The following is a 24692-nucleotide window of genomic DNA, read 5'->3' on the forward strand; positions in this document are numbered from 1 at the left end:
GTCGCATCATGCCAGCTGCCAAAAAAGGAAGACCTCTGAATTCGTTCAGAAGCCTTCCTTGCCTTATTATTTCAATGCGGCTTGACGCTCTTGATACACCTTCGTTGCCTCATCCAGCATTTCCTGACCGCCTGCCTTCAGCCATTCCGATTTGAAAGATTCAAATTCCTTCTCCACATCGCCTTTCGTAACCATGACCTTGGAATAGAACGAATCCTCAAGCGTATTCAGGTTCGCCAAATATTTGGTCTTCGACTCCAGCGGAGTTGGTCCAAGCAGGTCGGAAATTTTTTCGTTGCCTGCATTCAGCTTATCCGAGAACGCCTGCTTGTCGGCAGGCATCTGGAATTTCGCATTGGAGAGCGAACGGTCTACGAACGGGTTATAAAATCCGCCCGTGCCAAGGTCGTTCTGAAGCTGCGGCGTATCCAGATATTCTTTTTTCCATACCGGAACGCCGTCTACCAAATCGTACGATTTGCCTTCTTCTCCATATGTCGTTCTGAGGTATACTTCGTCATTGGTCGCAAGATCTTCAAGCATTTGCAGAATCTTGATCCGCTTCTTGTCATCTTTCTCCAGCTGCTTGCCGAACATGAGTGGAGTCTGCAGCGGGCCGTTGGACATGACATAAGACTTGCCTGCAGGACCAATCAAACCTTTACCGTATACGACGGGGAAGCCGTTCGCTTTGTCCTGCTCCAGCTGGCCGAACAGATGGTGGTACATGTAGTTGTCTTTAATGCCGATTTTCTGGCTGTTCCATTTGGTGTTAATCTGATCCTGATCATCCGTAAGGAATTCCGGATCAATCAGATCCGATTTGTACCATTGATTGATCTTCTTCACGGCTTCCTTCGCCTGATCGGTGATCCCGCCCCAGGTTACCGTACCGTCTGCCGCCGCCATGAACTGATAAGGGTTAACGCCATACGCGGCGAATACTTCGTTAAACAGCTGGTTTCTTGCGGATTTGCCGCGGCCCGTCATGCCGTACGTATCCTTCTTGCCGTTGCCGTCCGGATCGTCGTTACGGAACTTCGTCAGCACGTCCTCGTATTCTTCCAGCGTTTTTGGAGCTTCGGTATAACCAATCTTGTTCAGCCATGCCCCGTTATAAGTAGGAATAAAGCCATAACGTCCGTTCAGCCAAATTCTCGGCACCCCGTAATTCTTGCCGTCAACCATGGCAATTCCCCATGCCGCCGTATCGACCTGATCGATGTCTGCCGAATATTTGGGCATATATTGCTTGATCTCGTCAGTCGAGATACTTGCGATGATGCCTTGCTTTGCGTAATTCGCCATGTCCGCTTCCTGCAGCGTACCCGGGAAAATATCCGGAATCTCGTTGGAAGCAAGCTTGAGCTTAAAGCTCTCATCCGTCAGATTCATGTTGATGAATTTCACGTTGTATTTCTCTTCCAGGTACTTCTGAGTCGGATTCCCGTCTGCCGACGGCGTATTCCAGGTCGAGCCGATCGAGATTTCGATTGGCGCTTCTTTTTCTGCGCCATTGTTTCCTTTTGCATCGTTGGTTTGGGATGCATTTGTTGCGCTGCTATTCGGGTTGTTATTGGAATTGCCGCTGCAGCCTGCCGCCGTAAGGGACATTGCCAATACGGATGCCAGAATCACCTTTTTGCCATGCTTCATCTTTTCTTGCTCCCCTTTACATGGAATAAACGATTATTTAAACGGGGAATGCACCCCGGATAAACCAAGCTCTATTAACCTTTCAGAGAACCAACCATCGTTCCTTTGACGAAATACTTCTGCAGGAACGGATAGACGATAAGGATGGGCACAACCGCAAAGATGACGGTTGCCGCTTTGATCGAAGTCTCGTACTGAAGATTAGCCGCCCCCGTAACCCGGCCGAAAATTTCGGCGTCCGCGCTGGTGACAACAACCTCCCTCAGGAAGAACTGAATCGTCTTCAAATCCGTATCCGTGACATAGATAATGGCATCAAACCAAGCGTTCCAGTTCGCTACGGCTGCCCATAACCCCAATGTTGCAAGAACCGGCTTAGACAGCGGTAGAATGATGCTCCAGAGTATCCGCATGTCGTTGGCACCGTCGATTTTGGCCGACTCTTCGACTTCAACCGGTATGGTCATAAAGAAGTTGCGCATAATGAGCATGGAGAAGGTTGGGATAAGTCCCGGCAAAATGTATACCCAGAAGTTATTTAGTAGATGCAAATCCTTGATCAATAGATAAGTCGGAATGAGTCCTCCGCTGAAAAACATCGTAAAGACGATGATCATCGTATAAAAGCTGCGGTGAGGCAGATGCTTGCGGGACAGCGGATACGCTGCCAGTGCCATTGCAATAAGCGTAAGCACCGTGCCAAGGACCGTACGCAGCGTTGTATTGCGCATGCCGATCCAGATTTTCTTTTGCGTTAGCAGCTGCTTCCAGGAGAACAGATCGACATCTCTCGGGAACCAGTGGAATCCGAACCGGCCGGCTTCCTTAGGCGCGCTGAAGGAGACCGATGCAATATGAATGAAAGGATAAATGGCGATTACGCAAAGCAATAGGATAAACAGAAGCAGTAACGCTTGAAACACTTTCTCTCCGGCAGTCATTTTCATACCGATATTCTCCCCTCCTTACAGAACGCCTTCCTGTCCCATTTTTTTCACGATATAGTTCGTTCCGAGAACCAGCGTAATCCCGACGATATTTTTGAATAAGCCCACCGCCGTTGTTAATCCCATCTGGAAGTTCACGATTCCCTGACGGTAAACATAGGTGTCGATGACATCCCCAACCTCGAATACGGCCGGGCTATACAGGTTATAGATCTGATCAAAACCCGCATTCAGAATGCCGCCAAGCGAGAGGATAAACATGATCGATATGATTGGAAGCATGGAAGGCAGCGTCACATGCCAGGTCTGCTTCCAGCGGTTCGCTCCATCCATTCGCGCTGCTTCGTACAAGGTCTGATCAATCCCCGACAACGCCGCAAGGTAGACGATGGTTCCCCAGCCTACTTCCTTCCAGATGTTCGTGATCACAAGGCTGAAACGGAAGTACCTGGTGTCCCCGAGGAAGTAGATCGGATCGATTCCGAACCAGCCAAGGATGTAATTAACCGGCCCTGTCGAAGGCGACAGCATCAGGAAAACGATACCGGACAAAACAACCCACGAGAAGAAATGCGGCAAATACGAAATCGATTGCGCGATTTTCTTAAACCAGCTGATCCGCAGCTCGTTAAGCAAGAGCGCAAGAATAATAGGCGCCGGAAATCCGCAAATAATATTCAGCCCGCTGATGATAACCGTGTTTTTAAGAATTCTCGGAAACTCGGGCGACTGGTTAAACAAGTAATCAAAGTAGGCAAAATGGTTCCAAGGACTATCCCAGGTTCCAAGCACCGGACTATAATCCTTAAACGCAATCAGAATGCCGTACATCGGTCCGTAGCAAAAGATGGCGTACCAGACCAGCACCGGAAGCAGCATAAGAAGAAGATATCTGCTTTTTTTGTACTCTTTCCAGGTGCGTTTTATGGCGGATTGCTTTCCAGGGATGTTGACGCTTTCAAAACGAGCGGCATGTGCTTTTTCCATCCTCACTTGCTCCTTTCTCTCCTCTTCTCTCTACCATAGGAGCACATGCTTATTGTTCAAGCGAAGCAAAGCCTCAATAAAGAAATAATCGCCGTAAATGATCGGAACCTCCGCATGCCGCTGTCCGTGATAAGCAGCCGTTCCGCCGTTCACGATCGAATCCTCGGTAACGTTCCAATTGCAGAAGCGTTCATCGGTCGCTCGCAAAATGTTGATCGCGGCATTCCGGTATAATTCCTGTTCGTATTCGGGTAGTGCATCCGCCAGTTCCAGTAGTCCGCATGCCGCGCACACCCCTGCCGTTGTATCCCACTTCACCGGCTCCTTCGGGGACCGAAAGTCTACGAGCGGAACAAAACCGGTTGTGGATACGTTGGCCATGAAATAATGCGCGATCAGCTTCGCCGCATGCAGGTAGCGTTCATCCTTGGTGTAACGGTAGCTTAAGGCAAAACCGTAAAGAGCCCAGGATTGGCCTCGCGACCAAGAGGAACCGCTTGCAAAACCTTGACCGCCCGGCGCTTCGATTAACTCGCCATTCTCCGGATCCAGAATCGCAATATGATTGCAGGAACCGTCTTCCCGAACCGCCTGCCGGAGCACCGTATCGGCGTGATCCATTGCGATATAAGAGAATCGCGGATCATTGGTTTCCTCACTTGCCCAATAGAGCAGCGGAATGTTCATCATGCTGTCGATAATGATCCAGCCCGTGCAGTCTTCATTCCAGGCCCGGATGAATTTGCCGCGCGGATTGTATCTTCCAGCCAACAGGTTCGCCGCATGCATGCCGCGAGTCTTCGACCTCTCGCTTCCGGTAAGCCGGTAGTTCGCGACTGCGGAATGCAGCCACATAAAGCCTACATCGTGATGCAAGCCGTTAAAACCGTCAAACGCCGCGTCCAGTCTGCGTTCCACGCCTTCGGCAGCGGCTTTATATTTGTCTTCCTTCGTCGCTTGGTACATGTGCCACAGCATGCCGGGCCAGAACCCGTTCGTCCACCAGAAAATATCGCTCTCGCCCATATCCTCGCGGTATACGCCGTCTTCCGGCACATATGGAATCCGCTCGCCGATCCGGTCGCATTGAACGGACATTTTACGCTCGATTTTGTCCCATGTGCTGTTGATCCACTGCTGAATCTCGTCTTTCGCCATGTTCATTCTCCTACTCTCTGTCGTTGACTTGCTAATTAAATTGTAAGCGCGTTAAAAAAACGAAAATATCATAAAATTACAAGATTCCTTGTAATTTTTACTGTAAGAAGTCCTTTTGTTGGTATCTCATTGGAGGAAATGGGTCTCCTTCCGTTCACTGTTGCTTACCCTTTTTCTGAATTAAATTTATTTAGTTAAAAAGGTTAAGCAAAGGCGAGCGCTGCGCTACTCCAGGAGACACATTACCTCTTCGAAGCACAAAAAAACTGCGTTACAAGTTAAAATTAATAACTTGTAACGCAGCCCTGGATTAATTAAAGGTTAGTCGATGAACGTGGTCTCCTAACTCGAAATTACCTGAGGAGGCATCGGTGACCTTACGGTCGTTGATGTAGAGACTATGGAAGGTTACTCCGTCGACACAACGAGAGTCATCAAAGCCGCTGATACGGGAGATGGCATCGTCGCTGCCGTTGTAGTAGATGCCGTCAAACGTGATTTGCTCGATCCGGTTGCCCGGGAACGGATTGTAATCCGGGTTCCAGACTACCCGGATATCGATAATTCTGCCGAGCTCAAACGGTTCGATCCGGATATTGCGATAGATCACGTTGCGCACCGTATTTTTGTCACCGGCATTAATAGACAAGCAGCCTTGGTAATTATCCTGGGGTTCATGATGCTCCAGGATATCTATATTTTCGAAGGTAATATTCTCGATCAGCGTGCCGTCTTCTTCAATATCGCCGTGGGTACCCATATTGGTCGGATGCGCCACGTCTGCCCATAGCGTTGAATTCTTCACGGTAATGTTGCGCGTATCGCCGTAGTATCCCCAGCGGTGTCCGTAAATGGCAATACAGTCGTCGGAATTCCGCATAAAGACATGATCGATCTCAACGTCGCAGCAGGACATCATATCAATGCCGTCGGACCAACCGCGTGTGCTGAATGATTCGAAGTCGGCAATGCGAATGTGCTGCGACTGTCCCAAATAAATGCTGTAATGCGGCGGATCTACAACGGTAATGCCGGACACGGAAATATTTCCAGAGTACATGATCCGGACACCTCTGAAGGATGAGAAGCGGCCGAACTCCGCCAAGTAAAGAATACCGTGGCCTGAGATTTGCACATGTTCCACCTTGTCGCAGACAAAAGACCCGGCTACATAGGCTCCTCCCTCGATGTAAATCCTCTTGCCCGAGGGGACGTTCACAACAACCTGTTCAATATGGTGAAGACCAGCCATGAAATAAAGCGTATGATAGCTTTTATCCGCCAACTTCTCTTGCAATACATCGATCCGGTGAATACCGGGATAAATACAGGCAACGCCGGGATCCGACGAATCGGGACGCTGATCATCGGGCTCTTTTGCAAACAAATGAAGGTTATGGAACCGGTCGCCGTTTAATTCAACCGACAGCTTCTGGGGCTCCGATAAACGGAACTGTATGGTGCGTTCGTCAATGATGTCGGCATGTATGCCGGTGGAGAGCGGCCGGATGACTGCATTCTTCACGGGCTCCCGATTACAAATAACTCTCACTTCAACCTCTCCGCTGAAATCGAACTTCACCAGAGAAGCTTCCCTAACGTGATGCATATCGACTTTAACGAGCAGGACCCCAACCTCCACCCACTCCCCGCCAGGTACACGTACAAATACGTCAAAATCTTGATTGACGGGCAATGCTCTAGGAATCGGATAAACGGATATTGAGTTAACGGCTGCCTTTGCCAAACGGAACACTCTCCTAATCTGTTGTTCCATTCATTTTACTTAGCCGGCTTTCCGCCAAACAATCGTAATTACGCTAGATTCCTTGTAAAATTCCTACGGCTGCTCCTCCTTATCGACGATCACCCATGTACCGTGGTCAAGCTTGGTTTTAATCTTGATTGGAATTCTGGATGCCCCATACATAGCTGCATGGTCATCTTGACCAACGCCTTCGTACGTGTACTGAACCCATACTGTCCCTCTGGTAAAGGTATGAAAGACATGTCCAGTGCTTAATTGAACTTGAATGTTGTCATCAGGCTTATGGTTCGGGAAATCAACAAACTTCAAAAACTTGCCTCTAACCGTATCCGATACAGAGGATTCGTCTAACGTTATTCCGTTTTTTCCTTCCATATAGATCGAAGTTACGGTATGTTTAACGCTTTGCAGGATCCAGACATAGAAACCAATATACATTGCTAACACGAGAATTAGCGCAGCAATAAGCCGTGTCTTCCAGCTCTTTAGGCTTATGTTCATGACAAGCCCCTCCCTTTCATTAAGGTGCTGTTCCAACGCTAGAAACGATCCAAAACGGTCCAAACTTTTTTAAATAAAATACACTCATTCCGCCGCCGGTAACTCTGTCTGTGAAGTTCGTCACATCGTATAAATGCCCATATTGATGATCATAGAAATGTTTGTCGGTAATTTTAGACGTAAATACGCTTCCAAGATGGAAGCTGGTCAACATATACCTCCGGGTCGTTAACTGCGGGGACAAGAAGCTAATGATCCATAAGGCTACTACAACAATAACGGCAAGCTTGACTATCGTTCTTTTCTGAAGCTTCTGAAGCTGAATAATCGATCACCTCTAATTTCGTCAATTCCATTATAAGGAATTAATTCTAGTTGTTAGACGATGGAAGCGGACGAATAGTTTCGGTTTTAATAAAATGGATAATCATATAGTGCAAAGCGGCTTCTTTCCGACCTAAGTCCAGTAAAAGTAGCGACAAATGTCGGAAGTGGATCGGCACAACATTGGGTAATCTTGAGAAGCAGTTGTTAAACGTCCATATACATATTAAAAAGGAGAAATTGATTGTGAATGAGTTGCAAAATGCGCTGTCTGAGGTTATTGAATCAGGCTCGCAAGCTAATCCTGCTTTGAGTGCAGTCATCCATAACTATGCAAAGTATCATGCGGTACTCGTTATTTTTGGCGGACTGTTGGTCATAATCTTTGCATGGCTTAGCATCAGATTTTGGGCAAATTTCAAACGAAACTCTATGATAAACAAGTCCAAATGGAGTTTCGAGAAAAAGGTATACTTTTCTTTTGGAATAATAAGCTCGTTTATCACTTTTTTAATGGCTTTGATTGTTGTGGCAAACGCAACAAATACCTTTTATCCGCTGCATGGGTTTTCCTTGTTTATTGATTCATTTGTAATCTCGGATGAAGAATCCTACAAGGATGAATGGCGTTTTGCTTTTATGGAGTGGATAAGGTCAGGTAATGAAAATATCCCCGCCATGATTCAGCAGAAAATAAATGCACGTATCGAGTTTCACGCTGCAAAAGCATTAGTTTGCGGGGCTTTGTTAATCATCTTTGTTGCACTTGGCCTATTCCTTTGGTACTCCTTAATAAAAAGGTCCAAAGCTATGGGTTCCAAGTGGAGATACATAGAAAAAACGTACTTTATATCCGGAATAGCCACGGTTGCCCTTTCTCTGTTATTGATGGTAATGGTTGTAGCAAATACACAAGGAGCAATTGCACCCCTGACCGCCTTTTTAGTTGGTTTGTCCGGATAAGGTTGGAAAGCTTAGCATGGAAAAAGCACCGGTAGTATGGACGGGACTCCATACCACAGGTGCTTTTAATAAGTCCTTACCCATTCAAAGCATCTGCATACAAAAGCAAAGGCTTCATACTCTTGTTCTTTTACCCGGAAGTTAATATTCTCAAGCTGATCGGATGAAATATCCTGGATTTTGATATCCAAACGGAAAGCTCCCTGGAAGCTGCCTATTTTCAGATCTTTAACATCCTCAAACGTAATGATTAATTTGGGACCATCCTGGTCAAGCGGAAGCGAACTAAGCGTTATGATCAAATTGTCTGTCAACATCCCCGCTTCATGCTCGCAGCGAACCAGATTAAAGGATTGTATGTAGCAGAGCTTGTGCTGTTTCTGATAAAAACTCTGTATTCGATCAGCCGTATATTTCATCTTCGGACAGCCTCCTTATTATTAATATATACTCCACCGCATAAATGAAAAGGACCATCTTCTAAGATGGCCCTTCTAGTACTAGTAGGGAACAAAATAAGCGATTATTCTACAGCTGTCGAGCATAATATAGTATTCGCCGTTGTCTCCTATTTTGGGGGTAACTTTGCTGTGAACCTGTTAGAAACAACCAATCTTATTAACTAAATAATTGATTCCGTATATTAAAACAAAATACGATCCGGCCCACAAAGCCGACAACGCAAACAATGCGACTCCGATCCACTGCATTAAGCTAAATCGTTTCATGGCACCTCCTCATACCTTCCACTTAAACCATCTGCTGTTGCCGTCTTTTTCGGCGTGTAATTTGCTTCTCTTCACCAAGAACATAATTCATGTCCCACATATTGTTATAGAGGTGGAAAACATTTCTTTGCTGACCCAGTACCTGTATAGACTCGAGAAGTTTCGTTTTTGTTGCGGAAGTAAATTGGTTATTCTACAGTAGTAATTATAGGATGTAAATCTTTTGTCATGCTTGGAATGGAGGTAAATATTATTAAGAAGTCATTAATAATTTCTGTTGTCTGTATAGTTGTTATTGCTATTGGATGTATTGTTTACCTAAATAAGATTAGCTCCACAAAAGTCATCAATGTTAAAAAAGAAGCAGTAAGCATTGTATTAAATGATCCTTCTTCTGCTAAACCAACACTAATTTTCATTAAGGGTAAAATTTATAGACCTTTGTTTAAAGATCATTATTTTGAGGGATCAATAGTCATTGATGGATATGATTTCACCCAGAATCCACTTAATAGAATGTATATAGTTGATAGAAAACAGGGGATAAATAGAGGAATGCTAGGTTATCATATGAAACAGAAACCGTATGATACTACTAACCTTGGAGTAATTTTTTATGATGATGATTTCAAAAATATTAATATTACTTGGAAGACTACACCTGAAGAATTCTCAAGTAATTTGTATATAGTGACAGCCAATAGTTATGATCAAGCAATTGAAGTGCAAAATCAGATGAGACAGAAAATCAAAGATGATAATTGGTTTGAGCCTCATAAATAAAATTTGTTTTTCGAACTGCAAAAAGTCACTCACATTGTTGAGTGGCTTTTTTTAAAGGAAGCCAATCACAATTGGCCTCCTTCCCTTTGTTAGTTCGGTTTTTTCCAGCTGTCCTTGAGCGGTACAACCCGGTTAAACACCAATTGATCCTCCGTACGAAGATTTATGTCAACGGAAAAATATCCATGGCGCAGAAACTGAAATTTTTGCTCGGGATCGGCATTCTTAACATGTGATTCAATGAGAACCTGTTTCCGAACCAAGGAATCCCGATTTATTTTGGATGTCCAATCCTCGCTGTCCTTCGGCAGCTCTTCGTCCAGAAGCAATGTATCGTACAAGTTCACATCCGCCCGGATGCAATGCGCTGCCGAGACCCAATGAATCGTCCCTTTCACCTTGCGCCCGGTAAAGCCTGAACCGCTCTTCGTAAGCGGATCGTACGTGCATCGCAATTCCATGATTTCACCGGAAGCAGGATCCTTAACAACCTCTTCGCACCGGATAAAATAAGCTCCCTTTAGCCTTACTTCCCCGCCCGGACGAAACCGGTGATAGCCTTTTGGCGGCTCCTCCATAAAGTCTTCCCGCTCGATATAAATGGTTCTGGAGAACGAGACCTCTCGTTTACCCAGCGCTTCGTTTTCACCGTTATTTTCGATCAGCAGCATTTCCTCCGACTCTTCCGGGTAGTTCGTGATGGTAACCTTTAAAGGCTCCATAACGGCCATAACGCTTGCCGCTTTCTCCTTAAGGTGCTGCCGGACAAAATGATCCAGAAGTGAAATGTCTACGGTGCTTTGATTTCGTATACTTCCGATTTCTTTAATAAAATAATGGATGCTCTCCGGCGTATAACCCCGGCGTCTTAAGCCGCGAATGGTAGGCAGTCTGGGATCATCCCATCCGTCCACGAAGCCGCCTTCCACCAGCTGTCTTAAGAACCGCTTGCTTGTGACCACCCCGGTTAAGCTTAGTCTTCCAAATTCTCTTTGCCGCGGAGGTTCAGCAATCTCCAGCTCATTCAGGACCCATTCGTACAACGGCCGATGATCCTTGAATTCAATCGAGCAGAGCGAGTAGGTAATCCCTTCAATCGCGTCTTGTATCGGGTGCGCAAAATCGTACATCGGATAGATGCACCAGTCGTATTTTGTCCGATAATGCTCAGCGTAAATAATACGGTAAAGGACGGGGTCGCGCAGATTGATATTAGGGGATGCCATATCTATTTTCGCGCGCAATACTTTGGAGCCGGCCGGAAATGCTCCGTTTTTCATCTTTGCGAAAAGCTCCAGGTTTTCCTCCACCGAGCGTTCCCGGTAAGGACTGTTTCTTCCCGGCTCCGTTAAAGTTCCGCGGTACTCCGTTAATTCTTCAGGCGTCAGATCGCACACGAATGCTTTGCCTTTCTTAATAAGGGCAATGGCGGCATCGAAGATTTTCTCCGCATAATCGGAACCGTAATAGATGTGTTCTTTCGGATCTACGCCAAGCCACTTCATATCCTCGATGATCGCGTTAACATATTCGATATCTTCCTTTAACGGATTGGTATCGTCGAACCGCAGATGAAAGGTACCGCCGAAATTTTGCGCAATCATAGCGTTTGTAAGAATCGCGTAAGCACTCCCGATATGGAGATAGCCGTTAGGTTCGGGAGGGAATCTCGTGCACATTTCCCTGCTGAACGGCTTCCGTTCAAGCTCCTCGCTAATAAGTCTAAACATGTGATGCTCCGCTAAATGTTCCCTCGAATTCTCCATTTCGTAACCCTCCTAAAATGAATTGTGAAACAAAAAAAACTCCACCCCCAAGACGTTAAGTCTTGGGGACGAAGTTCCGCGGTGCCACCCCAGTTTGTTAATATGTCGCCATATTAACCTCTTCAAGTACGGCATTGCATGCAATGCTTATACCCTAGCTCTGTAACGGGAGCTCCCGTCATGCCATCACCCAATAAGGATCCGTCATGCTGCTCAGAGGCTTGTTTCGTGGAATGGTTCTCCGCTCCTTCTCAGCTTCCGAAGCTCTCTGTTCAAGAACGTTATTCCCTTACTCTTCTCGTCATCGCGTTTCATAATTGTTTATTATAATACGAATAATTCCCTATTTTGTAAACGATAATCCGTTTTTTATCCGGTTGTACTTCTCCATCGTAATGCATCATCCGCTCATCGCGCTAACAATAAAGGATCGCAGCCAAAAACTGACCTATCGTGCTTTTCGGGATGAATAACTGATTAACTGGACCGTTCCTTGTGTAATACTATATCGATACATAAATTTTAGGACGGGGTGATGGGCATGCATGCAAATTCAAATAACCAGGAAGCTATCGAGAAGGTAAGGGAACTGATCAAAGACATCAAAATCGCAATGCTGACAACGGTGTCCGAGGAAGGCCTGGTGTCACGCCCGATGAAAACGCAGGATGTCGAATTCGACGGGAGCTTATGGTTCCTGACGAAGAAGGATACGGACAAATTTCATGAACTGCTTCGGAACAAGCAAGTGAACGTTGCTTATGCGGACAAATCCTTTGTCTCCATCCGCGGCGTGGCGGAGCTTGTGGAAAGCACCGACAAAATAAAGGAGTTCTGGAATAAAGCCTACGAGGAAATATTGGAGACGACTTATGACGATCCCAACCTTGTTCTAATCAAGGTGGATGCCGAAGCCGCCGAGTATTGGGATTCCGGCAATAAGTTCAAGATGGTGAAGTTTCTGTTCAATCGGTTGATGGGTAAAAATACGGAAGGAACCGAGCTCAATCAAACGGTGGAAATGAATTGATACGGCCTCATGCTTAAGTGCGCTTCGGATTTCAAACGAAGCAGGCTTGAAGCATGAGGTTTTTTTCTTAGCCCGTTATGCGAATATAAATCCAACTCGCGAGCCACAAGCCCAGAGGAAGGAGTACGCTCACCACCGTTATATTGGGAGTCAACGGCTTCCTCCGAACAACTGAAAAGATCGTATCCGACAAGTAAAAGAGAGCGGCCGCCAATAAGCTGACCTGATAAAGAATAAGTCCAAAGACGCAATGAAACACGGCGGATACCGTTAATCGAACCCAACGCCTTGGAGCAACATAATGCGCAATGATATCGCTGAGCAGGGAGGTCATCGATCCGTAAACGTAAATGACGGGCCCGGCGTACATCATATATATGCAAACCATTCCTGCAGCCTCATGCAATCTCGCTCCTAATGAAAGGTTATTGTGAATGCGAAATAAATCCGGCTCCAATATGGCGAATATAACGGTAAATAAGAAAGTAGCTATGCCGGCGCTTATCATTTTCCTCATGAATACCTGGCCCCAAGCTGGATGCATCGTTCCTTCTCCCCTTTTCCTGGCGTATAAAAACAGTATGAAATTACCAGAATCATACCTTAGTAGCAAAGCGACAGTAAGTTCTAACTTTTGTAGTACCCGGCTCGGAAAAACTTTATCAAAAAAAATTTGTAACCCTTGTCGATTTGGGCATCCCTCGTTCGTTGTCCTCATAGAGGCTGAAGAAGACAGTCTAAACCAAGCGATGGAAGGATGTTATTTAAATGGCAAATCTTACGGCTTATATCCTGTCAGAAGACGCAAAAGCACAGGCAGCTTTTTATGTTCAGGCACTCGGCGGGGAAATTTTGTCCGTTGTCACTCACGGTCAGCTTCCAGAGTCGCATGAAGAGCTGAAGGACATGGTTGTAAATCTTAGCATGACTGCAGCAGGCATTAACTTTCTCATGTCCGACTCCGTGTTTGAGCCGCTTAGGCAAGGAAATGCGATTAATCTGAGTCTGGAATATTCTGATGAAGCTGAAGCCCGTGGTGCCTTCGAAAAGCTCGCGGTAAACGGCAAAGTGATTTGTCCGTTGGAGCCGGCTTTCTGGGGAGCGTTATTTGGACACATCGAGGACAAATTCGGCATTAGATGGATGATTACAACAACAACGCCTCAAGCTTAATGAAAAAGGGGCTATCCCATAAGTCATTTAATTGACGATGGGATAGCCCCTTTTATTGGGGTTAAACAGCAAACTCCGCATTTAAACCTTATTTTGAGGAGGCAGCAAGGTAAGCCTTCACCTTTTGCACCGCTTCCGCTATCGTACCTGCTTCAATCTCGACTCTATCCTGTTCATATTGCTTCATCGAATGCTCGTAACGCGGATCGTAGTAATGCTCCAGCAGCAAACGGACTGCCAGCTCGAACTGGTCTTCCGTGAGAGCCTGCATAATATGAGCAGCAATCGGCGTATGAATCCTCTTCTCGATCTGCTTAAACGCGGCAATCAGTTCCTGTTTGTTCTCATACGGCTTGTAGTCCTCCACGATATGGCGGACCCGCTCTTCTAGCGGTAGCCGGATAAAGAGCTGCTTCCCGGCTTCTTTCTTCTCGATCAGGAATGGAGGAAGCACGGCTTTGCCGATCCTTTTGCTCTCTCCCTCCATCAGCACGTATGGAGCTTCTTGCAGCTTCAGCAGATCCGTTACGAGCAAAGCTTCGAACGTCTTCTGATTATTGGCCTTCTGCCCGACCTGACCAAAGATCGAGCCTCGATGCCCCGCCATGCCTTCCAGATCAAGAACAGGATAACCTTCCCCTTGAAGCTCGCGCAAAATCGCCGTTTTTCCGGTTCCCGTATGGCCCTGCAGCACAATCGCCTGCGGCTTGAGCTCGAGATGCTCCAGCGTATCCACAATCCATTTCCGGTAGGTCCGGAAGCCTCCGGTCAGCCGGTAAGCCCGGATTCCCATCAGCGACAGCACCGTAGCCGTCGTCCTGCTTCGCATGCCGCCGCGCCAGCAGAATACGGCTTTGGAGTCTTTAATCTGCTCGAAGGATTTGATGAACGCCGGCAGCTTGGCCGAAAATAATTCAAGTCCCCGGTCTTTGGCGGCCTGAACGCTGACCTGCTTGTAGATCGTGCCCACTTCCGCCCGCTCGGAATCGTCGAAGAGCGGAATATTCAGGCTGCCCGGAATGGTGGAATCGCCGTACTCCGAAGGAGAACGCACGTCGATCATAACGATTTCTTTTTTATCCCGTAAAGCCAGCAATTCCTCTATGGTGATATCTTGAAACAAGTTAACCGCTCCTTATTCGATCAAGCTACAGTACAACGATACATCCCGGATGGTCGGCAACCGTCTCTCCGATAATGGCCGCTTCCACGCCGGATTGCTTCAGCTTGCCCAGAAGCTCCTCCGCTTGGCTGCCTTCCACGGAGATAAGCAATCCTCCGGACGTTACCGCATCGCATAAGATCCATTGGCCGATCTGATCCAGCGTATCCGGGAAGGTAATCGAATCCTGCACATGGGCAAAGTTGTTCTTGGTGCCTCCCGGTACAAAACCTTCTTCGGCCAGCTCTCTTACGCGCGGCAGCACCGGTACTTCACTTGCATGGATTCGGATTCCGACGCCGCTGCCTTTGGCCATCTCAAGCGAGTGACCAATCAGCCCAAAACCGGTGACGTCCGTGCACGCATGCACATTATACGGCTCCATGGTTTCTGCCGCCGTCTTGTTCAGCGTAGCCATCACATCCGTCACGCGCTGAACCTCTTCCTCCGACAGCTTGTCTTTCTTGATGGAGGTCGTAAGAATGCCTACGCCAATCGGTTTGGTCAGAATAAGCTTGTCCCCCGGGACCGAACCCGCATTGGTTCTCACTTTATCCGGGTGGATTAGGCCGGTAACGGCAAGACCAAACTTCGGCTCGTTATCGTCGATGGAATGGCCGCCAACAAGGGTAATGCCCGCTTCCTTCATCTTATCGCCCGCACCGCGCAAAATATCCGCCAGTACTTGTTTATCCAGCGTCTTGATCGGGAATGCAACGATGTTCAGCGCGGTCAGCGGTCTGCCGCCCATGGCGTAAATATCGCTGATCGCATTCGCAGCGGCTACCTGTCCGAACGAATACGGATCGTCAACGATAGGAGTAAAGAAATCGACGGTTTGCACCAGCGCAAGATCGTCGCTTAATTTGTATACGCCCGCATCGTCGCTCGTATCGATGCCGACCAGAAGATTCGGATCGGCGACGGGTACCGGCAGGGAACGGATGACTTGCGACAGATCGCCGGGACCAATCTTGCAGCCGCAGCCGCCTTTCGTGGAGTAGGAAGTCAGTTTGATTTTTTCGGTATCGGGCATTGGCTCGTATCCTCTCTATATAAAGAAATGTTTTATAAAGCTAACCATATAGTTTCATGATAAAGGATTATGCGGATAAAATCTAATTGTCCGACCTAAGCAGCCCGTAGTATCTTAAATCCTCGTACGTATCTCCCTTTCGGATATGATTGCGTAATACCCAAAAAGCGCGCGCTTCCATCAGTGGAAACGCACGCTTTTTACTCACAACAAGAGTTACTTCTCGATTTTAATCCAGGCAATCATCGGCTTGGAGTTGCCGGCCTTAACCGCTTTTACAACAATTTCACCGTTTACTGCCGCAATATTCTCGAAGACCTTCGCTTCGCGGCTCGAGCCAATGACGTAATTGCTCAGCTTGGTCTCGCCGTTAATGGTCAGGTTCATATTCCGGTCGCTAGCCTTCCAAGGATCATAGAAGCCAACGGTTACTTTATACGTACCTTCCGGCAGTTGGAAGCGGTAAGCGATTCCCTTGCCGTTCTCGTTGCCGTCGTATTGGCGGATCGTCTCATAAGCGTCTACCGGCGAGGTTTGTGCCCATGTCTTTCCGTCATCGGCCACATAGCCCCACTTCATGCCCGTAATGGGATCAAGGCCGTATTCCTGCTCCTCTTGCGATTGGAATATGCCGAGCACTTCGCCGTCTTCCAGCGTGCCAGGCGTTCCGTCCCCGGCATCCGCATAATAGACGACTTTGTTATTCGAATTAGGCGTTGCGTCCATTGGAGCGGATTCCGAAAGAGCTCCGCCGCGAACGGCAACGACCTTAAACGAATAAGCCGTACCGTTCTGAAGGCCAGTTACAACCGATGAGCCTGGCGTTGCTGCAACCTCTGTTCCTGTTCCGCCATTCTTTGGCGCGTAACGGATCAAGTAGCTGTCCGCTCCGTCTACTTCTCTGTATTGAAGCACAACCTGCCCGTCGCCCTCTTTGATCTGATAGATTTCCGGATCCGCTGTCAGGTTTTCAGGCTTACGGGCAACCTGCAGGTAAGCGAATTGCGCGTCCGCCCAGCTATGCAGTCCAACGCGTCCGCTTGTGTACGTGGAATCTTTTACGTCAAAGATGAGATTGCCGTCCAGAAAGGCTTGAATATGTTGACCGTCGAGCTGAACCTCGAGCTTGTAGTACTCGCCTAATTTAGGCGAGAAAGGTACGGCTTCGGCCAGGTTTTGTCCGTCTCTGCGAAGGAACAGAATACCGTTCTCAAAGCCAAACACGTAACCCTTCGAATAGCTGCTGCCGCGGAACGTAATTCCCCAATCCGCTTCGCCGAGCGCATGCTTCGCTACTGCCGTAATGGTACCGTCAATGATCGAAAGATTGTTTACGCCAATCTCGCCACGGTTATTGCCCCCGGAAACATGCTTCAGAAGCCCGTCTTCCATCACCCATTTGCTGACGTCCAGCGTGTAGCCTGCCAGATTACCGCTTGTAAAATCGTCCTTAAACCGGATTTCCCCATTCGCAGGCGTTACCGTGGTTTCGGTATAGCCGGTTCCTTTACCGCCTTTGCCAATCGTCGAGACGCGGACGGTTACCGCTTCTCCGTTCGTTAGACCGGTTAATACGGTCTTGTTGCTGCTGATCTGCTGGACATTATTGTTCAGCGAGGTTTGAACCGTATAGCCGGCAGCCCCTTCAACAGCACCAAACGTAAGCAAAGCTTCCCTGTTGCCCGGAATCGCAACCAGCTTGCCCGGTGCGGCAATGTCCGGCTTTACGGTAAACTCGGCCGTAGGCTTGCTGGAGCTGTTGCCGTCTACGGCTTCCACAACGCCGTAATACGCCGTTCCGTTCGCAAGTCCGTCGATCTGAATCTGGCCGTTAGGTACCTGGGTCACATATTGCTTATCGTATTTCCCTGACACGGTGCCGTATCGAACGCGATAAGAAGGCACGCCAATCTGAGTATTGTAAGCCAGAATAAAACCTCCATCCGTGCCTGCTGCTTTTACGCCGGATGGCGCAAGCAGCTGAGGCGTGCCATAAGCTTTCTTGGATGTTGGGCCAAAGCCTTTATCGTTGCCTGCCCGAATAGTTACATCATACTGCTGATCATTCTTTAGACCTTGCAGAATAACCGTATCTGTGGACATATTCGACAGCTTCAATACCTTCTTGTCATTTTTGCTGCCGTATTCCACTTCGTATTGGTATGCGCCTTTTGGAGCTTGGAAGTCGACTTTAAGCCCTTTGTTGAGAGGCTCTACCTTTACGATTTGAGGAGCATCCGGCTTTTTGTTTTCTTTTACGACATCGCCATTAAGCGTCACGATTGAACGGGCCGGGATAACCGCATCAAACGAGCCGTCAGCCGATGCCGGAATGTCCACGCCTCTCTCCAGATCCTTGTCTGCCGATGTGACATATGGTTTCAATACATTTACCGCTTCATGCTTATCGATGCCGCTGACTTCAACCTTGATGTGCTGCTCCTTCGCGCTGTCGTTGACGAACACCGTCGTAACGGTATTCTCCCCGTCATGCTTGTAAGCCGATCCGAGCAGCGCGCCGTTACGCGCGTTATCATCAAGGCCGGTGAGTGCGATACGCTCCGCGCCAGGACGGATAAATTTACTGTAGTTGCCAAGCGTCCAGAACATTTTGGAAGTAAGGATATTTTGTTCATCGCCCGGGTTATGGAAGTCTGTATAGATCAGGCCGTCCTTGTAATCTCCCGCGGATACCGCCGTCCACCACTGCCATGCGGAAGCATTTGCTCTCGCCAGGTCGAAATGGATCGTCTTCGCGATATAAAGCGCCGGATCAATGCCAAGGTCGCGGCCGGGACCGTAGTCTCCGAGAATGCAATATTCGCTCATCCAATAAACCGCTTCACGGTCGTATTTGTTCAAATTGGAGAACAGCAAATCTCTTAACGTACCGTAACGGTCATCTCCCGTCTTGCTGTAATCCGACCAGTAGGAGTGAGAAGCGATGTGATGGCCAACCGCTTCCTGAAGCTCCGGATCGCCGAGCAGGTCTTTAATATATTCGCGGTATTTGCCAACGCCAAGGCTGTTGGAGCCGCCACTATACTTCTCTTGGCCCGAGAAGGATTTGAATACTTCGTCATCCAGCAGTGCCGTAATCTCTACGCCATCCGGCGCGCTGATCTGCGTCTGCAGCCCTTTGGCTTGCAGCTGCTTATACAGCTCGAGAATGACCCGCTTAATATCGTCGTTGTTATATCGGTTGCCTTCCTGGCCAGCTTTGTTCCAGTCCCAGGTCGGTTCGTTAATCGGGCTGATATAGTTCAGATTAATGCCTTGTTCCTTGAAATGTTCAATGACATCCGTCAGGAAGGACGCGAACTCGTCTTCATACCCCTCCTTCAGGTTTGTGGATCCAACCGTGGAATCCGGCTGGGCATGGCCGTTCTTCGTCATCCATACCGGAGGGCTGTTGACGAAGCCGATAAGCGTATCTACGCCGCGGTCTTTGGCTGCCTGCAGGAACCATTGTTGACCGGCTTGCTTGCTCCAGTCGTAATTGCCATTCTCCGAGGACTTGAACGATTCGACGCGGCGCCAAGGATCGGTAATGATCGTTTTGTCCGTCTCGGTTGAGCCCGCCCCGATATTGAAACGCCAAGCGGTAAGGCCAATCCCCTTGTCCCTTGAGAAGAGCAGATCCGCCACCTTGTTCTTATTCTCCTCCGTCCAGTTCTTCCCGAGCTGCTCCATGCTCCAGGCATCGGACGCTCCGAAGTTATCGATGGTCTGGAAGGTGGTTGAGGCATCCACTTTTACGACGGCATCATACGTGACCGGTGTCTTTACAGTCTCTGCCGCATAAGTTGGGCTCCCCAGCGAGGTAAGGCTGATGACGGTACCCAGCATCGCTGCCGCGGTTCTTTTCTTAAGCTTGAACGGTTTCAATCGTCTTCCCCCTTAAGTTGAAATGGTCGGGCCAATTAAGAAAACGGTTTCATGAAACCGGTTTCTTAAAGCTCCAAAAAGGTGGAGCACGTCATCTTATGAAGGGCTCCACGCTCTCGATTTTACTTCCTGCCCCTTCGCTCCACATCCTACTTGACTCCTAAAAATTCCATCTTTCAGCCGCTATTTTTGTCTAATCCTAGCTTTTTTTGTTGAATTAACAAACGGAATACGCAGCCGCTATCCATTCGTCGTTGAGACCGCTGCGAATAAATTGGCTCTTGTCTATGAGATATATACATTATTCCAAGCTCGCAGCTTGCACGTACTATGAAGCATATCGTCAATTGAGGAGTTGAATTATGAAAGCTTTAGTTACTGGAGGCGCCGGCTTTATCGGTTCCCACCTGACAGATGCGCTCGTTCAAAGCGGTGCCGTTGTCCATGTCATTGATAATTTATCTACAGGCTTCAAGCACAACGTACATCCTGAAGCCGTTCTCCATGAGCTGGATATGAATAGTGATGATGCTTTGCGGATCATTAAGCAAGTCAGGCCGGATATCGTATTTCATATGGCCGCGCAAGTCGATGTCCAGCGTTCGGTAGCTGACCCGGCTTTTGATGCTTCGGTCAATATTGTCGGAACGATTCGCCTGATGATGGCATGCCGGCAGGCTGAAGTCGGTAAGCTTGTTTTCTCTTCCACCTCCGCTGTTTACGGCGATGCCAATAAAGAAAGAAATTTGGAGGATGCCGTTACAGCCCCCATCTCCTATTATGGACTGTCCAAGCTTGCTGGAGAAAACTATATCCGGCTGTTTCACAAAATGTACGGTCTCCCCTATACGATATTGCGCTACAGCAACGTGTATGGCCCGCGGCAGAACGCTACCGGGGAAGGCGGCGTCGTTTCCATTTTTATGAACAAGTTAAAACAAGGCCTCCCCCTTCACGTAAACGGAAGCGGCAATCAAACCAGGGATTTCATCTATGTGCGGGATGTTGTGCAAGCGAACTTGGCAGCTATCCATCATGGAGACCAGGAAACGGTCAATATCAGCACGGGACTGCGCACTTCCATTAACAATCTGATTCATATGATAAAGCTTATCCATGGTCAAAATGTCGACATCCATTACGGTCCGCAGCGGCCGGGCGATATTATGGACAGCTGCCTGGATAATACAAAAGCCAATCAACTTCTAGGCTGGCGGCCTGCAAGCAGTCTGTTTGAAGGACTCTCCCAAACCTATCAGCATGTGCCAATGAAATAACAAGAAAGCTAATAGCCGCTGCAGCCAGCGGCATATTAGCTTTCTGCTTCATTCCCTTCACTTAGTGGCCACATAAATAATGGTAAATCCATCGTCTCTTCCGGGCACAATCTCGTACGTCTCGTTATCTTGCGTTACGGCTTGCTGGATATGAAAGCCATTCTTAACAAGCAGATTGCGCAGCTCTTTCGGACGATAATGACGAAAATGATGAGGGTTTACCCCATGCAAAAAGTAAGGGTTCTTTAAATAAGGAATAACGTTCTCGTTAGGCGCCGATATAAGCAGCACCCCGCCTTTATTCAAGCATTGATACAGCTTCCGGATAAATGACTGGTCATCCTTCATATGCTCGACGGTCTCGAAACAGATGATGATATCGTAGCTTGGCAGCGGGAGCTCCTCGTGAAAGGTGCCGGATAAATCGGTCTGGCAATAAACGGTTTTGTGGGAGAAGAAGTGATGAACCGCCCAATCTAAACCGTGCTGAGACTTATCCACTCCGACCGCTAATGTACATGCAGAATGAGCGGCCATATAATGCGTACCGAAACCTGAACCGCAGGCTGCATCGAGCAAAATATCGCCAGGGCGGATAAAACGTACCGCATATTGATAGCGATAGTAATGATCCGGCATGGCATCGTCTACTGACGTTGCATACATTCGTTCCATCTTGGCAATTTCGTCATCCATTTTTTCGCCTCCAGTAACCATAAAACCAAACTTGATTCCGCATAACAGATATTTACCAGGGGATATCTGTACATTGCAATCTTCTAAATCTATGAATCTAATATATGAAAAGCAGAAACGAGGAGGAGATCAGCTTGAGCGACTGGATAGATTTTTCTGCGCAGGAGGTTTCTGTCGGAACGGGATCGCTGCCGTTGTCAATAGCTACGGGTACCGAGATTTTGCTAACTTCTATCTTTCTTCCTATTGCGGATCATCAAACCCGGATTAACGGTTATGCAACAATCGGCTGGGAAACTCCTCTATTACAGAACACGCAGCATATCAACATGATTTTTCGAATTCGCCGAGGCGGGTTTACATCAGCCCATAAGTTAATTTGCTGGGTCGTCGATTCCGTCTCCCTAGGCCATGACGTTCCCATATTAACGATAGATAAGACTTTATCTTTGCAGTTCACCGATCTGCCAAGTTCAGAGAACATTGGAACCTATCAACAATACTGCCTGACAGCAGAGCTCGCGGGTACGGGCATGGCAACAATCTCCGGGCCGGTCACGCTTATCGGCGGAACGTTTAACCTATAACAAGAGGAGGGCAACAAAAACGATGGCTATTCAAGATTCCGCTTCAATAAGAGTACTGCCGGGCACTCATTCCCTCCCGCTTCCTATCTCTTTCGGTACAGAAACCTTGCTCACATCCCTATTTCTGAAAAGCTCTAGCCCTGACAGCAAAATCTTTATCGAAGCATCCGTCTGCTGGAGAGCCGAAGCGTCTCAGCTGCCCATTGTGCCGAAGATCATACTCCGGCTAAGACGAGGCGGCGTTACTCCGGCTTTCCCCGAAGTCTCCCAAATCGCTGATTCCTGCTACTGGAGCAGCAACACATCCCCAACCTCTGCCACAACCGACTTTTATCACGTGGAATCTCCCGAACCAGGAACAGACGGATTATATCAGTCCTATTATCTGACGGCAGAATCAGCCGGCATCGGCAGAATTACGGTAATGGGGCCGATCGTACTAAAGGGAACGACAATCGGATATTCCTGATGATTTTGCTTTTTGAAAGGAGGTGATAACATGACTGTTACAATTGTAGATTACCAATATCAAGAAGTTGCCGCCGGAACGGGTTCTCTTCCGTTTACCATCTCTCCGGGTACCGAATACTTGTTGACCTCCGTTTTCCTCCAAATCAACAACATCAATAACCGGATTGAAATCAAAGCATCAATTGGCTGGGAAGCACAGTTGCTGCTGCTCAATATTGTTCCAAAGCTGCTCTTCCGCATCCGGCGCGGCGGCATCGCTGCTCCTGCTCCAGTAGTGTACCAGACAATGGATTCTGCCTTTATCGGAACAGTACAAGAAGGCCCATGGGTAGCGCTTGATTTCACGACGGCCTTCCAGCATACGGAAACGGCATCGGCTGGTCTGGTTGGTACCTTCCAGCAATATTCCCTCACCGTTGAACATGTTGGACAAAACTCGGTTACCTTAACCGGCCCCGTGCATCTTGACGGAACTGTCTATCTGTAAGTAGGCAACAATGAGGTGGTTGGTTAGCTGGATTCCGGCTAACCAACCGCTTCTTTATTTACCGGTCCTCGAAAATATTCTGCGATCCGGTTCTCGTATCCATCCATACAATGAAAGTTGTCCCTGCCGCGTTGATTTCCAGGTCGTTATAATCGCCAATCGACGGTGTAGGTTCGCCAATCGACGGGTCTGCGTTTGGATCAAAGGAGACGCTGGTAATCCGGCGGTTAGGCAGAAACGTATTGCCGGCATCATTCGACTCGGTCAAATACACATCAAGGAGATTATTGGTTACGCGGTTCGTATAGTACATAGCCTTGAATGCGCCGGTGTCGCGGGAAACCGTCGCATTGGGCAGAAAGTTCTGCGTACCGGCTGGGCTGTCATCAATCTGCTTGGCGGCTGACCAGGTATTGCCCCTGTCCGTCGAACGCGACATAAAGATATGCGCGCTGCCCGTACGGTTATCTTGCCAGACGGCATAGACGATACCTTGACCGTTAAACGGCGAAATATCCGTCGCCATATAAGCAATGGTCAAGACGCGGAAGCCAAAGGTTGGAACCGGCAGAGGAGTCGGTACGAGGCTGACCGTGGACACGGTTACGATTGGCCCAAAAGTTACCCCTCCGTCCAACGATCTCCGCATTAAATATTGCGGGGTCCCAGGTCCGTATTGCATCCATCCGACATACACATCGCCTTGCGGTCCGATCGCAATCGTGGATCCAAAGCTTGTTACGCCTTGCACCTGATTCGTCAGAAGAATTGGCGGCGACCAGGTCAGTCCTTGATCCACGGATCGCTGAAACAGGGTTTCCGACTGTGTAAAATTGTTAAAGTATCGGGTGTACGCGATGTATGCCTGCCCCAGATAAGGGCTGCCATTTGCCGTATCGATGGTTAGCGCCGGTTTATCATTATAAACGGCCGTCCCGAAGCCCTGATTGACAATGACGGGAGGAGAGAAAGTAGCTCCGTTGTCGGTTGAACGATAGACGATAATCGACGAGTTCTGCACAGGGTTTACAGTGAGCGCGGTAGCGGCGACGAGAAAGGTTTGAGCATAACCAAAAGCGGCTACGCCGTCTCCAGAGGCGTCAAATCCCGGTGGAGGCGAAAGCAAGGTTTGAGCATACGATACACCTGCGTTAATCGAACGGTAGACCGTTGTCATGTTATTGCCCGAACGCAAATCATTTGTCGTTACCAGGATGGTGGTTTGATCGAGAGTATTAAGCGCAATGGACGGCTCCTGCTGAGGCCCTGAAGGGGTAATTTGCTGGTTTGCCATCTGTAACCTC

General features: G+C 48.2%; 22 protein-coding genes and 1 other annotated feature. Of the genes, 8 read left to right on the plus strand and 14 right to left on the minus strand.

The annotated features are described in order from the left end of the window. Positions 1 to 66 precede the first annotated feature (66 nt). The 6 genes from WFJ73_RS10165 to WFJ73_RS10190 all read right to left on the minus strand — a co-directional run bounded on the left by WFJ73_RS10165 (position 67) and on the right by WFJ73_RS10190 (position 7017). Positions 67 to 1656: an extracellular solute-binding protein gene (locus WFJ73_RS10165; protein WP_336772909.1), complete on the minus strand. Its 1590-nt coding sequence runs from the start codon at positions 1654 to 1656 to the stop codon at positions 67 to 69. 74 nt (positions 1657 to 1730) lie between these two features. Continuing rightward, positions 1731 to 2603, minus strand: coding sequence for a carbohydrate ABC transporter permease (locus WFJ73_RS10170; RefSeq protein WP_336772910.1), 873 nt, complete (start codon positions 2601 to 2603; stop codon positions 1731 to 1733). Between the two features lie 18 nt (positions 2604 to 2621). Further along, on the minus strand, positions 2622 to 3590 hold the full coding sequence (locus tag WFJ73_RS10175) for an ABC transporter permease (protein WP_336772911.1): 969 nt from the start codon (positions 3588 to 3590) through the stop codon (positions 2622 to 2624). A 30-nt stretch (positions 3591 to 3620) separates the two neighbouring features. Then, complete coding sequence (locus WFJ73_RS10180) at positions 3621 to 4748, minus strand: glycoside hydrolase family 88 protein (protein WP_336772912.1); 1128 nt, start codon at positions 4746 to 4748, stop codon at positions 3621 to 3623. Between the two features lie 310 nt (positions 4749 to 5058). Then, positions 5059 to 6495, minus strand: a complete 1437-nt coding sequence (locus WFJ73_RS10185) for a glycosyl hydrolase family 28 protein (RefSeq protein ID WP_336772913.1) — start codon at positions 6493 to 6495, stop codon at positions 5059 to 5061. Between the two features lie 93 nt (positions 6496 to 6588). After that, entirely contained in the window at positions 6589 to 7017 is a 429-nt protein-coding gene (locus tag WFJ73_RS10190) for a hypothetical protein (protein ID WP_336772914.1), read from the minus strand. A 570-nt stretch (positions 7018 to 7587) separates the two neighbouring features. On the opposite strand from WFJ73_RS10190, the gene WFJ73_RS10195 reads away from it, so the two are divergent. Further along, positions 7588 to 8304, plus strand: coding sequence for a hypothetical protein (locus WFJ73_RS10195; protein ID WP_336772915.1), 717 nt, complete (start codon positions 7588 to 7590; stop codon positions 8302 to 8304). Between the two features lie 65 nt (positions 8305 to 8369). On the opposite strand, the gene WFJ73_RS10200 is transcribed toward WFJ73_RS10195, so the two are convergent. Next, a complete protein-coding gene (locus tag WFJ73_RS10200) occupies positions 8370 to 8723 on the minus strand; it encodes a hypothetical protein (protein WP_336772916.1) in 354 nt (117 codons plus the stop codon). Positions 8724 to 9260: 537 nt separating this feature from the next. On the opposite strand from WFJ73_RS10200, the gene WFJ73_RS10205 reads away from it, so the two are divergent. Beyond that, positions 9261 to 9815: a hypothetical protein gene (locus WFJ73_RS10205; protein ID WP_336772918.1), complete on the plus strand. Its 555-nt coding sequence runs from the start codon at positions 9261 to 9263 to the stop codon at positions 9813 to 9815. Between the two features lie 89 nt (positions 9816 to 9904). On the opposite strand, the gene WFJ73_RS10210 is transcribed toward WFJ73_RS10205, so the two are convergent. Next, positions 9905 to 11581, minus strand: coding sequence for a glutamine--tRNA ligase/YqeY domain fusion protein (locus tag WFJ73_RS10210; RefSeq protein ID WP_336772919.1), 1677 nt, complete (start codon positions 11579 to 11581; stop codon positions 9905 to 9907). 61 nt (positions 11582 to 11642) lie between these two features. Further along, positions 11643 to 11895, minus strand: a binding site (T-box leader). Positions 11896 to 12116: 221 nt separating this feature from the next. On the opposite strand from WFJ73_RS10210, the gene WFJ73_RS10215 reads away from it, so the two are divergent. Then, positions 12117 to 12611, plus strand: coding sequence for a pyridoxamine 5'-phosphate oxidase family protein (locus WFJ73_RS10215; protein WP_336772920.1), 495 nt, complete (start codon positions 12117 to 12119; stop codon positions 12609 to 12611). Between the two features lie 67 nt (positions 12612 to 12678). Here WFJ73_RS10215 and WFJ73_RS10220 read toward each other — a convergent pair whose 3' ends face one another. Next, the gene (locus tag WFJ73_RS10220; RefSeq protein ID WP_336772921.1) at positions 12679 to 13155 is read right to left on the minus strand and encodes a hypothetical protein; all 477 of its coding nucleotides are present in this window, start codon (positions 13153 to 13155) and stop codon (positions 12679 to 12681) included. Between the two features lie 224 nt (positions 13156 to 13379). Here WFJ73_RS10220 and WFJ73_RS10225 point away from each other — a divergent pair, with 224 nt between their 5' ends. Then, entirely contained in the window at positions 13380 to 13784 is a 405-nt protein-coding gene (locus WFJ73_RS10225; protein WP_336772922.1) for a VOC family protein, read from the plus strand. An 88-nt stretch (positions 13785 to 13872) separates the two neighbouring features. Here WFJ73_RS10225 and mnmH read toward each other — a convergent pair whose 3' ends face one another. The 3 genes from mnmH to WFJ73_RS10240 all read right to left on the minus strand — a co-directional run bounded on the left by mnmH (position 13873) and on the right by WFJ73_RS10240 (position 19870). Beyond that, on the minus strand, positions 13873 to 14907 hold the full coding sequence (gene mnmH / locus WFJ73_RS10230; protein ID WP_336772923.1) for a tRNA 2-selenouridine(34) synthase MnmH: 1035 nt from the start codon (positions 14905 to 14907) through the stop codon (positions 13873 to 13875). A gap of 25 nt (positions 14908 to 14932) precedes the next feature. Beyond that, positions 14933 to 15982, minus strand: coding sequence for a selenide, water dikinase SelD (gene selD, locus WFJ73_RS10235; protein ID WP_336772924.1), 1050 nt, complete (start codon positions 15980 to 15982; stop codon positions 14933 to 14935). Between the two features lie 216 nt (positions 15983 to 16198). Next, positions 16199 to 19870, minus strand: coding sequence for a glycoside hydrolase (locus tag WFJ73_RS10240; protein ID WP_336772925.1), 3672 nt, complete (start codon positions 19868 to 19870; stop codon positions 16199 to 16201). A gap of 362 nt (positions 19871 to 20232) precedes the next feature. Here WFJ73_RS10240 and WFJ73_RS10245 point away from each other — a divergent pair, with 362 nt between their 5' ends. Continuing rightward, on the plus strand, positions 20233 to 21147 hold the full coding sequence (locus WFJ73_RS10245; RefSeq protein WP_336772926.1) for an NAD-dependent epimerase/dehydratase family protein: 915 nt from the start codon (positions 20233 to 20235) through the stop codon (positions 21145 to 21147). Between the two features lie 57 nt (positions 21148 to 21204). On the opposite strand, the gene WFJ73_RS10250 is transcribed toward WFJ73_RS10245, so the two are convergent. Then, positions 21205 to 21843 (minus strand): class I SAM-dependent methyltransferase, encoded by a 639-nt coding sequence (locus tag WFJ73_RS10250; protein ID WP_164775332.1) that lies wholly within the window; start codon positions 21841 to 21843, stop codon positions 21205 to 21207. A gap of 134 nt (positions 21844 to 21977) precedes the next feature. Here WFJ73_RS10250 and WFJ73_RS10255 point away from each other — a divergent pair, with 134 nt between their 5' ends. From WFJ73_RS10255 to WFJ73_RS10265, 3 genes are read left to right on the plus strand one after another with little or no spacing between them, the layout of a single operon-like run. Next, positions 21978 to 22430: a hypothetical protein gene (locus WFJ73_RS10255; protein WP_336772927.1), complete on the plus strand. Its 453-nt coding sequence runs from the start codon at positions 21978 to 21980 to the stop codon at positions 22428 to 22430. Positions 22431 to 22452: 22 nt separating this feature from the next. Further along, entirely contained in the window at positions 22453 to 22899 is a 447-nt protein-coding gene (locus WFJ73_RS10260) for a hypothetical protein (protein WP_336772928.1), read from the plus strand. 30 nt (positions 22900 to 22929) lie between these two features. After that, on the plus strand, positions 22930 to 23388 hold the full coding sequence (locus WFJ73_RS10265; protein WP_336772929.1) for a hypothetical protein: 459 nt from the start codon (positions 22930 to 22932) through the stop codon (positions 23386 to 23388). Positions 23389 to 23446: 58 nt separating this feature from the next. On the opposite strand, the gene WFJ73_RS10270 is transcribed toward WFJ73_RS10265, so the two are convergent. Next, complete coding sequence (locus tag WFJ73_RS10270; protein WP_336772930.1) at positions 23447 to 24682, minus strand: sialidase family protein; 1236 nt, start codon at positions 24680 to 24682, stop codon at positions 23447 to 23449. Between the last annotated feature and the right edge of the window lie 10 nt (positions 24683 to 24692).

This window comes from Paenibacillus sp. MMO-58, assembly GCF_037146255.1.
Taxonomy (GTDB): Bacteria; Bacillota; Bacilli; order Paenibacillales; family Paenibacillaceae; genus Pristimantibacillus.